Source organism: Pseudomonas sp. WC2401, from assembly GCF_041200115.1.
Lineage (GTDB): Bacteria > Pseudomonadota > Gammaproteobacteria > Pseudomonadales > Pseudomonadaceae > Aquipseudomonas > Aquipseudomonas fragi.
Window position 1 is genome coordinate 1,717,853 of the sequence record NZ_CP165623.1, and the last position, 14,877, is coordinate 1,732,729.

Genomic DNA, 14,877 nt, shown 5'->3' on the forward strand with positions numbered 1-14,877 from the left:
GATGAAGTTGCGCTGAAAGTTCAAAAACTTGATCTAGAAAGAGCAGAAGCAACGGTTATTCAAGTGCAAGTATTAGTTATGTAGTGTTGTTGGATCAGTTTAAGGGTGTAAGGCGTTGGCAGGTTGCCTGGCAGCACCGTAGTGCAGCGCTGCCAGGGGCGGTTTGTCAGGCGGCGGCGATTTCGTTGGCTTCGAAACTGTCCGCCCTGGCCATTTGCCACATGCGCGAATAGAACTCGCCATTCACCTCGCCGGTCAGCAGTTCACCGGGCTTGAGGAACACATGCAACTGCGAGAACAGTTTGATCTCGGTGGCCGACATGCGTCGCACCAGATGCTTGGCCTTGAGCTGCGCCGGGTGCTCCAGGCCTGCCGCCGCGAGCATTTCGGCCAGGGCCTTGAGGGTGTTGCGGTGGAACTGGAACACTCGCTGGGCCTTGTCCGGTACTACCAGGGCGCGCTGGCGCAAGGTGTCCTGGGTGGCCACGCCGGTGGGGCATTTATTGGTATGGCAACTCTGCGACTGGATGCAGCCAATGGCGAACATAAAACCGCGGGCCGAATTGGCCCAGTCCGCACCAATGGCCAGTACGCTGGCGATATCGAAGGCACTGACAATCTTGCCGCTGGCGCCGAGTTTGATCTTGTCCCGCAGGTTCAGGCCCACCAGGGTGTTGTGCACGAACAGCAAACCTTCGCGCAGCGGTGCGCCGATATGGTCGGTGAACTCTACGGGCGCGGCGCCGGTGCCGCCTTCCTTGCCATCAATGACGATAAAATCCGGCAGGATGCCCGTCTCCAGCATGGCCTTGGCAATGCCCATGAACTCCCACGGATGGCCCAGGCAAAACTTGAAGCCTACGGGTTTGCCACCCGACAGTTCACGCAACTGTGCGATAAATTGCATCAGTTCGATGGGGGTCGAAAATGCGCTGTGGCGCGAAGGCGAAATGCAGTCTTCGCCCATCGGTACACCGCGGGTTTCGGCGATTTCCTGGGTGACCTTGTGCTTGGGCAAGATGCCACCGTGGCCCGGTTTGGCACCCTGGCTCATCTTGATTTCGATCATGCGCACTTGCGGGGTGCGGGCCTGGGCGGCAAAGCGCTCAGGGTCGAAACGCCCGTCAGAGGTGCGGCAGCCGAAATAGCCACTGCCCAGTTCCCAGGTCAGGTCGCCGCCATGTTCGCGGTGATAGGAACTGATACTGCCTTCACCCGTGTCGTGGGCAAAATTACCGAGTTTTGCACCCTGATTCAGGGCGCGGATCGCGTTGGCACTCAATGAACCAAAGCTCATGGCCGAAATATTGAAAATCGACGCCGAATACGGCTGGCTGCATTGCGGGCCACCGACCACCACGCGAAAGCTGGCGGGGTCGGTCAAGGGGGCCGGGCGCATGGAGTGGCCGATAAATTCGAAACCCGGCTGGTACACGTCAACCAGAGTGCCAAAAGGCTTGTCGGCGCTTTCGTTTTTGGCGCGGGAGTACACCAGCGAGCGTTGTGCCCGTGAGAAGGGCAGCGCGTCGCTGTCAGACTCCAGCAGGTATTGGCGAATTTCCGGGCGGACGGCCTCCACCAGATAGCGAATGTTGCCCAGGATCGGGTAGTTGCGGCGTACCGCATGGGGACTTTGCAGCAGGTCGAAAATCCCTAGCAGGCTCAAGGCCAGAGTGATGGCGGTAAAGGGCCATAACCACTCGTGGTGCATAAAGGGCAGGCTGGCGAGGGTGAAGATGACGCAGAATGCAAAAAACGCATAACGGCTTAGCAGTGACAGGCTCATACGGTTTCCTGTTTCAGGCGGGTCTGTTCCGTCAGGCGGCGATGCCTGACGTGGTCAAGAACAGAAAAAGGACATTGGCACCCTCTCTTCAGGTCGGAGGTTTGCAGGGGGAGTGTTGGTCATCTATCACGCAAATGCCAACTCCCTGTCAGATTATTCATTGAACGGGATTTCATCTGTGGTGGCATCCCGACCAAAGTCGGGCACTTCATACAGATGGCTCGGGTAAAAGTGACATCTGTGTATTTTCAGGGGGCTCGGGTCATGCAATCCTTCCAGGCCTTCCTGTTCTGTTGGCCGACATCCGTGACTTCTTTTGAACCTGTAACCTGCAACATCATCCGTATTGCCGCTGCCGTATTGATCGGCCCCGATGGCCGAACCCTGCTGGTGCGTAAACGCGGCACCCGGGCCTTTATGCAGCCCGGCGGCAAGATCGATGCCGGTGAGCAGCCGGTTGAAGCCTTGGCCCGCGAGCTGGAAGAGGAACTGGCGCTGGTGATCGACCCTGCCAGCGCCACCTGGCTGGGCCATTTCGCCGCGCCAGCGGTCAATGAGCCAGGTTTTGAAGTGCAGGCCGAGCTGTTTCTGGTGCATATCAGTCAGCCAGTAGTGGCCACGGCAGAAATTGAAGAGGTGCAGTGGATTGATCCTCAAGGCGATGGCGGCCTGGTTCTGGCGCCCTTGACCCGGGATCTGGTCCTGCCGTTCTATCGCCAAACCTTGCAAACCCGGACGGCCTGATGATTCCAGCCCATGATCTGCTGATTTTTGCTGCGGCCTGCCTGCTGCTGGTGCTGACGCCGGGGCCGAACATGATTTATCTGATTTCGCGTTCGATCTGTCAGGGCCGCAGGGCCGGGGTCACGTCGTTGATCGGTGTGGTTACGGGTTTTTTCGTGCACATGTTTGCCGCCGCTGCGGGGCTGACGGCTGTATTTATGGCTGTACCTATGGCCTATGAGGCGCTCAAGTGGGCCGGCGCCCTGTACCTGTTGTGGATGGCCTGGCAAGCGGTGCGTCCGGGAGCCCGGTCGCCGTTTCAGGCTCAGGAGCTGGCGCCCGATTCCACCTCGAAATTGATGATGATGGGTTTTATGACCAGCGTATTGAACCCCAAGGTGGCGGTGTTCTATCTATCGGTTTTCCCGCAATTCATCACCCCGGAACACGGTTCGATGTTTACCCAGAGTATTGTGTTGGGCCTGACCCAAATCAGCGTCAGCTTCACGGTCAACCTGCTGATCGCCCTGTTCGCCTCCGGTATCGCCGTGTGGTTCGTGCGCAACCCGCTATGGCTGGCCGTGCAGCGTTATGTGATGGGCGCAGTGCTGGCTGCACTGGCCGTGAGGCTGATGCTGGAACAACGTAAAATCGTATGACCTGGACCCGTAATGGCTATAGAACTGCTTGACCCCTCACACGCCAAGGCATATCGCCACCTGATGCTTGAGGCTTATGCGCTGCACCCTGAAGCATTTGTGTCGACCATTGCCCGACGCGAGCAATTACCCCTGAGCTGGTGGGAAGCCAAACTGGATGATGAACTCAGCGCCCTGTTTGGTGCTTTTGTCGATTCGCAACTGGTGGGCATGGTCGGATTGGCCTTCGAACCCTGGGAAGATGCCCGGCACAAGGCCACGTTGTTTGGCCTGTATGTGACCCGAGCTTTTCGCGGCCAGGGGCTGGGCGAGGATCTGGTGCAGGCGGTGCTGTCATTGGCTGAGCAAGAGCCTGAAATCAAGGTGATCGAACTGACCGTCAGTGCCGGCAGCGATGCGGCGCTGGCGTTGTACCAGCGCTGCGGGTTTGAGCAGTCGGGTCTGGAAGACAGTGCGATCCGGGTGGGGGAGGCGTACTACGACCGCGTGCATATGCGTCGGTTGGTTAATGTAGAAGAGAACTGACCGAGGCTTATGGTGGGAGCGGGCTTGCCCGCGATGGCCAGACTTGGACGTACCTGTTGCACCGCGGCGCTCTTATCGCGAGCAAGCCCGCTCCCACAGGGGGTTGGGCTTGGTAGAGCATTGAGTGGGCGCCCCTTAATCGGTGGGAGCGGGCTTGCCTGCGATGGCCAGACCTGGGCGCACCTGTTGCTCCGCGGCGCTCTTATCGCGAGCAAGCCCGCTCCCACAGGGGGTTGGGCTTGGCAGAGGATTGAGTGGGCGCACCATAATCGGTGGGAGCGGGCTTGCTCGCGATGTCCAGAACTGGACGTACCTGTTGCACCGCGGCGCTCTTATGCGAGCAAGCCCGCTCCCACAGGGGGTTGGGCTTGGTAGAGCATTGAGTGGGCGCCCCTTAATCGGTGGGAGCGGGCTTGCCTGCGATGGCCAGACCTGGGGGCACCTGTTGCTCCGCGGCGCTCTTATCGCGAGCAAGCCCGCTCCCACAGGGGATTGGGCTTGGCAGAGGATTGAGTGGGCGCCCCTTAATCGGTGGGAGCGGGCTTGCCCGCGATGCAGGGGCTTCGGTCAGGTCTGGTTAACGCACCGCACTCACCCCATCCAGCGTCGAGAACGAGGTGTCCTTGGCGGTCAGCAAGAAGTCGCGCATGTACGGGGCATCCAGCATATCGGCGCGGATTGCGGCGTATAGCGTCGCAAACAGGCCTTTCTCGCCCAGGCGCTTGGCTTTCACATAACCGCGCGAGCTGTATTCATGCAGCGCCCAGTGCGGCATCCCGCATACCCCTCGGCCGCTGGCTACGAGCTGCATCATCATCACCGTCAGCTCCGAGGTACGAACCTGGGCCGGTTCCACATCGGCCGGTTCCAGGAATCGGGTAAAGATATCCAGGCGATCGCGCTCCACCGGGTAGGTGATCAGGATTTCAGTGCTCAGGTCTTCAGGCACGATAAACGGCTTGCTGGCCAACGGATGCTGATTGGCCACTGCCAGCATGGCTTCGTAGGTAAATAGCGGCACATAGGTCAGCCCGGCGATTTCCTGCGGGTCGGACGTCACCACCAGGTCCAGATCACCCCGGGCCAGTGCCGGCAACGGGGCGAAGGCGAAGCCGGACGCCAGATCCAGCTCCACCTCAGGCCAGGCATCACGGAACTGGTCGATGGTCGGCATCAACCACTGAAAGCAACTGTGGCATTCAATCGCCATATGCAGACGCCCGGCCGTACCGCCCACCAAGCGGGCGATATCACGCTCGGCCCCGCGCAGCAACGGCAGCATGGCATCGGCCAGTTGCAGCAGGCGCAAGCCGCCGCTGGTGAAGCGTACCGGTTTGGTCTTGCGCACAAACAGGGGCATGCCCATGCGCTCTTCAAGCTCTTTGAACTGGTGGGACAACGCGGACTGGGTCAGATGCAGGCGCTCGGCTGCTTCCACCAGGCTGTCTGATTCGCGCAACGCGTGCAGGGTTTTGAGGTGACGAATTTCCAGCACAGTGGCTCCATGAGTAATTTTGATGATCAACACGAAAACGTTGAGTTTGTCTCATGTTGCTGTGGCTGTCGATAATTGCGTCATTACTTACACGAAGGAATGTCGTTATGGCCCTGGCACACAATCTTGGTTTCCCCCGCATCGGCGCAGACCGCGAGCTGAAAAAAGCCCTCGAAGCCTACTGGAAAGGCGATATCGACCAGGCCGCGCTGAAAGACGTTGGCCGCCAATTGCGTGCCACACACTGGCAACTGCAAAAAGACGCCGGTATCGACTTGCTGCCGGTGGGGGACTTCGCCTGGTACGACCAGGTGCTGACCCACTCGTTGACCTTCGGCGTGATCCCTCCGCGTTTCGTCGCCACCCTCGACGAGCAGCGCCGCCCGACCCTGGACACCCTGTTCGGCATGGCCCGCGGTGCCAGCCATAGCTGCTGTGGTGAGCACGGCAAAGGCCAGCACGCCCAGGAGCTGACCAAGTGGTTCGATACCAACTACCACTACCTGGTACCTGAATTCAGCCTCGACCAGCGCTTTGAACTGAGCTGGCACGAGCTGTTCGAAGAAACCGCCGAAGCCCTGGCCCTGGGCCACAAGGTCAAGCCCGTGATCATCGGCCCGCTCACCTACCTGTGGCTGGGCAAGGCCAAGGGCAATGCATTCGACAAGCTTGAGCTGCTGGAAAACCTGCTGCCGGTGTACGCGGACATCCTCTCCCGTCTGGCGGAGCAGGGCGTGGAATGGGTACAGCTGGACGAGCCGATCCTGTCGCTTGACCTGCCCCAGGAGTGGAAAAACGCCTTCGAGCGTGCGTATCACATCCTTCAGTACTCGCCACTGAAGAAACTGGTAGCCACGTATTTCAGCGGCCTGGAAGACAACCTCGGCCTGGCCGTGGGCCTGCCGGTCGATGGCCTGCATGTAGACCTGGTGCGGGCTCCCGACCAGTTGCATGCCATTCTAGATCGTCTGCCTACTTACAAAGTGCTGTCCCTGGGCCTGGTCAATGGTCGCAACGTATGGCGCTGCGACCTGGAAAACGCCCTGGCGCAACTGCAGGAAGCCGAAGAGCGGTTTGGCGACAACCTGTGGGTGGCGGGCTCTTGTTCGCTGTTGCACAGCCCGGTGGATCTGGATCGCGAAACCAAACTGGATGCCGAGCTGATTAGCTGGCTGGCCTTTGCCAAACAGAAGTGTGCGGAAATCGCCGTGCTGCGTGATGCCCTGAATATCCCGCAAGCCCCGAACGTGCAAGTGGCCCTGGCCCAAAGCCGCGCCGTACAGCAAAGCAGGGCCAACTCGCCGCGCATTCACAAGGCAGCCGTGCAGGCCCGGCTTGACGCCATCACCGAGGCCGACAGCCAGCGCCAGTCGCCGTTTGCCACGCGCATTGAATTGCAGCGTGCCCGTCTGAATTTGCCGGCTTTTCCGACTACCACTATTGGTTCATTCCCGCAGACTGCTTCGATTCGTCTGGCGCGTCAGTCCTACAAACAAGGCAAATTGTCGACCAGCGAATACACCGACGCGATGCACAGCGAAATCCGCAATGCCGTCCAGGTACAGGAGCGTCTGGGCCTGGATGTACTGGTACACGGCGAGGCCGAACGCAATGACATGGTCGAGTACTTCGCCGAGCAGCTGGACGGCTATGTATTTACCCAATACGGCTGGGTACAGAGCTACGGTTCGCGTTGCGTTAAACCGGCGATCATCTTCGGCGACCTGAGCCGCCCGCAGGCCATGACCGTGGAGTGGATCAAATACGCCCAAGGCCTGACCGACAAGGTGATGAAGGGCATGCTGACCGGCCCGGTGACCATGCTGATGTGGTCCTTCCCCCGCGAAGACGTGTCACGCAAGGTGCAGGCGCAACAACTGGCGCTGGCCATCCGCGATGAAGTGGTGGACCTGGAACAAGCCGGCATCAAGATTGTGCAGATCGACGAAGCTGCGTTCCGCGAAGGTTTGCCGCTGCGTCGAGCACAATGGCAGGAATACCTGGACTGGGCGGTAGAGGCCTTCCGCCTGTGCGCATCAGGTGTAAGTGACGAAACCCAGATCCACACCCACATGTGCTACAGCGAGTTCAACGACGTGATCAAATCGATTGCCGAAATGGACGCCGACGTCATCACCATCGAAACCTCCCGTTCGAACATGGAACTGCTGGAGGCCTTTGAAGCGTTCGACTACCCCAATGACATCGGCCCGGGTGTGTATGACATCCACTCACCGCGGGTGCCGGACACGGCTGAAATGGTCAAGTTGCTGAGCAAGGCTGCCCGGCGCATTCCGGCCGAACGCTTGTGGGTCAACCCCGACTGCGGCCTTAAAACCCGCGCCTGGGCCGAGACGGAAGCAGCGCTGGTCAACATGGTCGCGGCGGCACGGCAGTTACGCACGCAAGCAGCCTGAACGGCGATTTAAGTTAACCCTCTACAAGCTGCACGCTGCAGGTATTGACCTGCGGCTTGCAGCTTTTTTTCGTGCCCTTCCTCCTTTTTTCATTGCCATAAATGCCTACTAGTTCGCCGGTGTTTTCTGATAAGCGGACTTCATCTCTGTCAGTTATGACAGTAGGCAACCTCCCTTTCCAAGCGCGTAATTGACCTCAACAGAGCCAGTCCCTGGCTCAATAAACCCCGGAAATCTGCCCACTGCCGTGGCGGATGGCTGGATTGGTTCCTGGTACAGCGAATCAGCAATTAGCTTGAGGTTATGGTCATGGCAATCAACAAATCTTCCGATACAACTGATAGCCCCCCAGGCGCGGACGACACAAGTAACGTCCCCAAATCGCCCGAGGAGGAAATTGTGCCAGAGGTCATCGTGATCGGCGATGAACCACCTGTCGACGACAAGCCTCCCGTGGGCGATGAGCCGCCTGAAGACCTGGAAAATGAAAGCGATATCGCCGCGCGCGAGGCCTTGCTTACGCTGCATCAACAGCTGGCAAGTTTCGGTTTCAGCTCCGTGTTCGATGTCGTCCGAGATGGCCCATCAGGGTTGAATGCTCGAATACAAGAGCAGACGGGGCTGACAATAACGGAGGAAGAGGCAAACACTTTCTTTAATCAGGCAGAGGCTCGTGCCGCGGGCCTGACCCGGCTTTATACGCAACTGTGCGCGCGCAGCGATCCTGCCGTATGCTCGGTGGCCAAACTTGAAGCCCCCGTGGATGACACCCTCCCGGTAGCACGCTCCCTGGGCAGTGGCGGCAGTTATGAGCAGTGGTTTAGCAGAACCAGCCCCGACGGCTTTTCCCATCCGGCTTCGGCGGGCTCCTTGTTTTCCCCGGCCAGTTATCTGACCGATCTGTATCGCGCTGCCAAGCCGCTGCACCCGTCTTCTAACGGCTTGCAACTGAACCAGCGACGCCCGGATCTGGGCGCGCTGGTGCTCAGTGATGCCAATCTGAATGAAGAAATCAGCACACTGGAATTGACCCTTGAAGTGTTGAAAGCCGGTGTCACGGGCAACGTTGACGAGTTGCTGCGCACGTCTGTATATCCGATGGGCTTACCTTACAACCATGTAAGCGAACAAATCCGCCAAGGGTTGCAAGCTCGCAAAAGCAGCTCTGCTGAACTGTGGTCGGTGCTGGGTGATTTCGAGGGGCAGGCACTAAGGCAGGATAATAACCTGAACCGTTGGGCAGACTTAATGCCCGCTGTTTATGCGCAGAATGCGCTGGGGATGTCGCCAGAGTTGTTCCTAATCCTCTATGGGCCATTCTATGGTAGTTACGAAAGTGTCGGTCGTTACTATGGAAAATCCAAAACTGAATTCATGTTAAGAGAAGCAGATCTGCGTGATGCCGTTAAGCTACCGACGGATACCATTCTGAAAGTGTTGGGGGCAGGGCCTTACTATGATGTCTCTAATCAGTCTGGGGCTTCACCGGAGATTGTTTCACCCCAGGTTTATGGCGCTCGTTATATCAACGGTTGGGTTGGTGGCGATCAAACGATAAAACCATTGTACTGGTATATAGGCGCCACGTTGGGGCATCCAGTACCGCGTCCGGTCAATAACCCTGCGGACAGTCATTTGTTCAACCGCACCAATGCGGCCTATGATCGTCTTAATCGTATCCTGCGCCTGCACCGTCATGTGAATGTGCTGTCTTTCGAGGAGCTGGACTGGCTGATCGCTCAAGCCTGTACCGATATCAGTCAATACTCGCTGACAAAACCCCTGCAAGCTCTGGCGGTTTACCTGCCTCTGCGCCAGCGCTATGGCATGACAGTTGACAATTTCGGCGCCTGCCTGGGCGTGCTTAACACCTTTCACAGCGCTGGCAAAGCCTCGTTCTATACCTCCTTGTTTGGTAGCAGTGACCTGATCGGCCAGACCGATGTCGACTTCCATCAAACCACACAAAGCCCGGCATCACTGCACGTACGGGCACAGCTGTGCCAAGGATTGAAGATTGACGATGGCACACTGATCGTACTGGCGCAGTTCCTGCCAGGCATGAACGCCAACAGGGTGCTGGCAATGTTGGGGCTGGAGCAGATTTCGGCGTTGTACCGGATAGTAGCCATCCCTCGCCTGTTCGGCTTGAGTGTGGCCGAGGCCCTGCATTTCTGGGATTTGTTCGCCGCACCCGATGCGATTGTCCGCGCGCTGGCCGAGCCGCGACCAAACCAGATCGCCCTGGGTGTGTTGATCCGCACCGGTTATCTGGTGGACTGGATGCACACAGCCAAGCTGGAACCGGGGCAACTGGTCGCCCTGACCAGCCGTCGCTACCCGGTGCAGGGCACACCTGAACTCAAAGTGTTTATCGAAAATATCTACAGCACCCTGACCGGCCGCGCGCCAGTGGATGCGGCGCGCCAGGCCAGCGAGATCGCCGAACTGCGGGCGCTTATGGCGCGCCATATCGGTGCCGAGTTTAACCTCAAGGCCAATATCGCCGCTGCTGCCCTGCTTTGGGTCGATGCGGTTGCCAAGGACATGGCCCCAACCCTTGAGGGTTATGACTTGATGAGCTTCTGGGCAGATATTGAACGTATCTGCCAAGGGGAGACGACACTGGACGGCCAGCCCCGGGCCGTCCAGTACGCCTACCTGATGCGCCAATTGGCTCAGGTGTGCCACTGGGCACAGTTGGCTGAGCAGGATCTGGGCGTGTTGCTGCCCGTGAGCTCTGCCATTCCTTCTGCGCTGACGGGCGAACAGAAATCCCCTCCCTTGACCCTGGCGTTGTTGCTGTTGCTGTCGCGCTATAGCAAGTGGTTGCGCACGCAGGTCGCAGACACCGCCGAGGCCCGCAGTTATCTGCAGCGCGCCGCGGCCCTGGACCCGACGCTGACCCTGGACGTCGCTGCACAACAGATCAGCGATCTGCATGGCTGGGATGTGGCGCAAACCCTTGTGTTGATGAATGGCAACGTACCGCGCAGCTTTGCGGCGCTATTGCCCTTGCTGCAAAAAATGCAACTAGGCCAGCGCCTTGGCCTGTCCCCGAGCGATTTGTCCTGGGTCGGCAAACTCACTGAATCTGCCACTGTTGATCAGGCCACGCTCACCTTGATCGCCGCCAAAGTCATGGCCGCCGCACACGGCTAACCCGGGAGAAACCGCTATGAACAAGAAATTACTGGCCGGTCTTAACGAAGCCCAACGTGATGCTTTGATGCCTTATTACCTTCATCATGTGATCCCCGGGCGTGGCCTGGGCGCTCAGGCGAGCAAAATCAAGACTGCCGAGGACTTATACGAATACCTGTTGCTCGACCCCAAGGTGTCTGGCCAGATCAAGACCAGCCGCATTGCTGAAGCCGTGGCCAGTACCCAACTGTATTTGCACCGTTGCCGCGAGCAACTGGAGCCCGAAACGGTTCAGTCAGCGATGGAGAACGCTTCACGGGAAAACGGTTATTTCAGTCGCTGGAATGCCTATAACAAGCGTTATTCAACATGGGCCGGTTTGCAGCGGTTGTTGTACTACCCGGCAAGTTATATCGATCCCGAGCTGCGCTACAGCAAAACCCAGTTGTTTGAAGAGCTTGAGACTGCCATCAATCAAGGCCGGATCACCGAGGAACGAGTCGAGCAAGCGTTCAGCCAATATGTCAGCGGCCTGCGCAAAGTGCTGGATATCCGCTATGACGCGGGCTATCAAGTTGAGCCTGCCGGTGAGCAGGGCGTGGCGTATTTCCTGGGCAGTATTCCTGGCATCCCCGGTGAATATTATTGGCGGCGTGTTGATAAAACCGATTACGGCAACAATTCAAGGGTTCGAAATCCGGCCTCGTGGAGCCAATGGCTGAAGATTGATGCGCCGCTGCAACCGATGAAAGGCACCGTGCCGTCGATTGTGTACTTTGCCAATCGCTTGCATGTTTTGTGCATCCATGAATATCCCAGTGACGCCATTAACGTCGGCTCCGAGCTTGGGACTCTGGCTCAGGCGAAAAATATACGGGAGCTGCAGATCGCTACACTTAGGCCCAATGGTCAGTGGGATATCCGGAATTGGCCAGTTGGAATTAATGTGGACAGGGTTATTGCGGCCGAACTGCGCAATAACCTTCAAGACCCTGACCCCAGGTTAGGTGTTTTTACTCGTACATCAGAGGGCATAAATTTAATTCGTTTCAGCAAAATCTTGCAAGTAATAGATTCACCTAAAAATATAACCATTTCGGGTGTTTCCTATGATAATAAAAATTTTGGTAATTATTATGATATTCCTGTATTGCAACCGTTAGTTTGGCAACCTCCGGTACCCCCCGGTGTATTTGCTGTGACGAGTACATTTTCCTTTGAGTCGTCGACTGGTAATTCTTTTGTTAAACTTAAAAATGTGCGTTTTATCAGTAACAACGGAAAAGTTACTGTTAAGGTGCTGGCGGCTCAAAGTGGAAGTGTTTACCCGCCCATTGCGATTGGCTTTTACATATCTGGCTTTAGGATTTATAGCCGCTATGTCAATGCAGCCTCAAGCGAAAACGACTATGAAATTCACTCTCCCTTTTTGTTTGCTGATTTTGTGACAAATACTCAATACAGTGTACGTTATATTTTAGCCGCATTTTCAGATGATATTCCTCTGCTAAGGAGCAGTCCTGGCACTCCTGCAGCAGTTACCAGCTTCGACGCCACCCGTAACTTGTGGATACCTACTTCTTATAACAGTGTCGGCCGCACCCAAATGCTATATACGAAACCTGCCAATGCTAAGGAGTACGTGCTCACCACACTGGCCGGTCCAATGCTCGAACAAAAAATGCTCAATGGTGTGGATTCACTGTTGTCATGGGATGTGCAGCAGGTGCTGATCGATCCGAACGGGTACGCAGGAGGGACAACAGATCGTGCTATCAGCTTTGAGGGCGGTGTGGGGCTCTATACCTGGGAGCTGTTCTTCCATGCGCCGTTTCTGATTGCCAACCGCCTGTTGGCCGAGCAACGCTTCGCCGAGGCCGATCTCTGGTTCAAGCGTATTTTCGACCCGGCGGGTTATCGAAATGCTGACGGTGTATTGCAAAAAGTTGGCAGTAACACGCGCTATTGGAATGTAAAACCGTTGCAGAACGACGTGGCCTGGGGCTCGTCATCCCCGATCGATACCGATGACCCGGACGCGATCGCTACGGCCGACCCGATGAATTACAAATTGGCGGTGTTCCTGCGCGGACTGGAGCTGTTGGCAGCACGCGGTGACCAGCTGTATCGCCAGCAAACCCGTGACAGCCTGAGCGAGGCGAAAATGTGGTACGTGCAGGCCCTGCAATTGCTCGGGGTACGCCCTGAACTTCCGTTAGCGCAGGGATGGAACGCACCGACACTGCAGGCAGCAAGCACTACGTCCAATGTGCGACTGCTTGATCTGGAAGGCGTGGCCGAAGAGCAACTGGCTGTGCTTGCCCCCGCTTCCCCCCGGCAGATAGCCATTACCAACGGGCCATTTCGTCCACCGGTCGATACTGCGGTGCTGGCCTACTGGGATCGTTTTGAAGGGCGGCTCTACAACCTGCGACATCATCTGTCCATTGATGGTCAACCGCTGGCGCTGGAGTTATTCGAGGCCCCTGCGGACCCCAAAGCGCTGCAACTGGCACGTCAGGCCGGAGATGGCGCAGGTGGCATGCAGGCAGACGGTACACAGGCCCTGTGGCCGCAACGCTTTATGGTGTTGCTCGAGCGCGCGCGTAATGCGGTGCAGCAGGTGATCCAGTTTGGCTCCAATTTGCAGGGTGTACTTGAGCGCCGCGACGCCGATGCCTTGAGCGTGCTTCAACAAACCCAGCAGGGCGGATTGCTGGCCTTGATGGGCGAAGCTCATTCGGCCAATGTGGCCTCGCTGCAACACACCCTGAGCGGGTTGCAAAACACCCGAGCCACGACCCTTGCGCGTCAGCAACATTATGATGCGCTGTACCTGGAAAATATTTCCGTGCAAGAGCAACTGGCAATGGATTTGCGCAGTGAGGCGACATTCCTCGAGGACTCGGCGGGCGTCTTGCGGGTGGTCGCCGGGAGCCTGAATCTGCTGCCTAATGTGGCCGGGGTGGCTGTCGGATGGGGTGAAGTAGGTGGCCTTGTCGATGCCTGCAGCGATGTGTTGCGTGTAAAGGCAGGCATGAACCAGGGCCAGGCGGCCAAGATAGATACGTCCGAGATGTACCGGCGCCGGCGCCAGGAATGGGACTTGCAGCGCGACCAGGCGCGGCGTGAAGGTGAAGTCATCAGCACTCAGATCGACTCGCTCAACGAGCAGATCGCGATGGCAGATAAACAACGCCAGCAAACCGAGATGGAACAGGCCTACAGCGATGCGGTGCTTGAAGTAATGACCACCCGCTTCACCGGTCAGGCGCTGTTCAACTGGCAGGCCGGGCGCATGTCCACGCTGTATTACCAGCTTTACGACACGGTGTCCTCGCTGTGCTCTCAGGCCCAAAAAAGTTATGGCTGGGAAACCGGTGACAACCGTAAATACCTGCGCCCCGGCAACTGGAGCGACCTGTATCAAGGCTTGCTGGCAGGTGAGAGCCTGTTGCTTAGCCTGCAACAGATGGAAGTGGCATACCTGAATTGGGATCAGCGTGCACTGCAAGTGCGTAAAACGGCTTCGCTGCGAACCCTGGAGCCCACGCTGATCGATACCATCAAACAATTGCTGACGTCGGATAGTGTGGCCTTCATGGCCGCTGAAAAAACCGCTCAGTTTGTGGTGGTTGAACGGGACAGCACCAATAACCTGGTGCTGACCTTCAGGCTTGATGACCTGAACATCCAGGCTGACTACCCATTGAGCCTCAACTTGGGCAATAGCCGTTTGATCAAGAGCATCAGTGTGTCCCTGCCAGCACTGCTGGGCCCTTATGAAAACGTGCAGGCGCTGTTGCGTTACAACAGCAGCACAGAGTTGGCAAACGGCTGCAAGGCGGTGGCGTTGTCCCATGGTCTGGATGACAGCGGGCAGTTTCAGCTGGACTTCAACGATGGGCAGTACCTGCCGTTTGAAGGCTTACCGATCAATACCGGCACGTTTTCTCTGATATTTCCAAATGCTCACAGTAGCCAGAATGCGATGTTGCTCAGTTTGAACGACATTATTCTGCACATTAATTACACGATTCGTTAACCGCAAATACAGGAGGGCAAAGGTTGTAAACGCTGTTCATGTGGGAGCGTGCTTGCTCGCGACGGGAACACCGCGGTTCAACC

Annotated in this window: 8 protein-coding genes; 6 read left to right on the forward strand and 2 right to left on the reverse strand. The window is 57.4% G+C overall.

What is annotated here, in order from left to right:
• Positions 1-166 precede the first annotated feature (166 nt).
• Positions 167-1,786, reverse strand: coding sequence for an FMN-binding glutamate synthase family protein (locus AB3G35_RS07840; RefSeq protein WP_016779664.1), 1,620 nt, complete (start codon positions 1,784-1,786; stop codon positions 167-169).
• A gap of 264 nt (positions 1,787-2,050) precedes the next feature.
• Here AB3G35_RS07840 and AB3G35_RS07845 point away from each other — a divergent pair, with 264 nt between their 5' ends.
• The 3 genes from AB3G35_RS07845 to AB3G35_RS07855 are packed head-to-tail and all read left to right on the forward strand — an operon-like array spanning position 2,051 to position 3,693.
• Positions 2,051-2,530 carry an NUDIX domain-containing protein gene (locus AB3G35_RS07845; protein ID WP_369782465.1) on the forward strand — a complete coding sequence of 160 codons (480 nt, stop codon included), beginning with the start codon at positions 2,051-2,053 and terminating at the stop codon, positions 2,528-2,530.
• Entirely contained in the window at positions 2,530-3,168 is a 639-nt protein-coding gene (locus tag AB3G35_RS07850; protein WP_095004970.1) for a LysE family translocator, read from the forward strand. Before AB3G35_RS07845 ends, AB3G35_RS07850 begins: the two co-directional genes overlap by 1 nt.
• Before the next feature lie 12 nt (positions 3,169-3,180).
• Positions 3,181-3,693 carry a GNAT family N-acetyltransferase gene (locus AB3G35_RS07855; RefSeq protein WP_134049407.1) on the forward strand — a complete coding sequence of 171 codons (513 nt, stop codon included), beginning with the start codon at positions 3,181-3,183 and terminating at the stop codon, positions 3,691-3,693.
• A 577-nt stretch (positions 3,694-4,270) separates the two neighbouring features.
• Here AB3G35_RS07855 and metR read toward each other — a convergent pair.
• On the reverse strand, positions 4,271-5,188 hold the full coding sequence (metR, locus tag AB3G35_RS07860) for a transcriptional regulator MetR (RefSeq protein ID WP_016779668.1): 918 nt from the start codon (positions 5,186-5,188) through the stop codon (positions 4,271-4,273).
• Positions 5,189-5,295: 107 nt separating this feature from the next.
• Here metR and metE point away from each other — a divergent pair, with 107 nt between their 5' ends.
• From metE to AB3G35_RS07875, 3 genes are all read left to right on the forward strand, one after another.
• Entirely contained in the window at positions 5,296-7,605 is a 2,310-nt protein-coding gene (gene metE / locus AB3G35_RS07865) for a 5-methyltetrahydropteroyltriglutamate--homocysteine S-methyltransferase (protein ID WP_106116232.1), read from the forward strand.
• A gap of 399 nt (positions 7,606-8,004) precedes the next feature.
• The gene (locus AB3G35_RS07870; protein ID WP_166672937.1) at positions 8,005-10,767 is read left to right on the forward strand and encodes a Tc toxin subunit A; all 2,763 of its coding nucleotides are present in this window, start codon (positions 8,005-8,007) and stop codon (positions 10,765-10,767) included.
• Positions 10,768-10,783: 16 nt separating this feature from the next.
• Complete coding sequence (locus AB3G35_RS07875; RefSeq protein ID WP_369782467.1) at positions 10,784-14,794, forward strand: neuraminidase-like domain-containing protein; 4,011 nt, start codon at positions 10,784-10,786, stop codon at positions 14,792-14,794.
• Positions 14,795-14,877: the final 83 nt, after the last annotated feature.